Genomic DNA, 255 nt, shown 5'->3' with positions numbered 1-255 from the left:
ATTAGTATATTATTTCAAAGGTTTGTCTCCTGTAATTTTTGGGAGATAAGCCTTTTAATTTTGATTTGATTCTTTCGTTATTATAAAAATTAATATATCGATGAATAGCTTGTTCAAGATCTTGAAAATCTTTAAATTTTTGGCCATAATACATTTCTTGTTTTAGTAACCCAAAAAAGTTTTCCATAACTGAATTATCTAGACAATTACCTTTTCTAGACATACTTTGAAATATCTTATGTTCTTTTAATAAAT

Annotated in this window: 1 protein-coding gene; it reads right to left on the bottom strand. The window is 23.9% G+C overall.

The genetic code is table 11. The features are described 5' to 3' along the window. Window position 1 precedes the first annotated feature (1 nt). On the bottom strand, window positions 2-255 hold a 254-nt coding region (locus LQ686_RS14085), incomplete at its 5' end, for an IS3 family transposase (protein WP_239703282.1).

Origin of the sequence: Mammaliicoccus sp. J-M41 (genome assembly GCF_022385935.1) — a bacterium.
Lineage (GTDB): Bacteria > Bacillota > Bacilli > Staphylococcales > Staphylococcaceae > Mammaliicoccus > Mammaliicoccus sciuri_A.
This window is presented reverse-complemented; position numbering and strand designations above follow the sequence as displayed.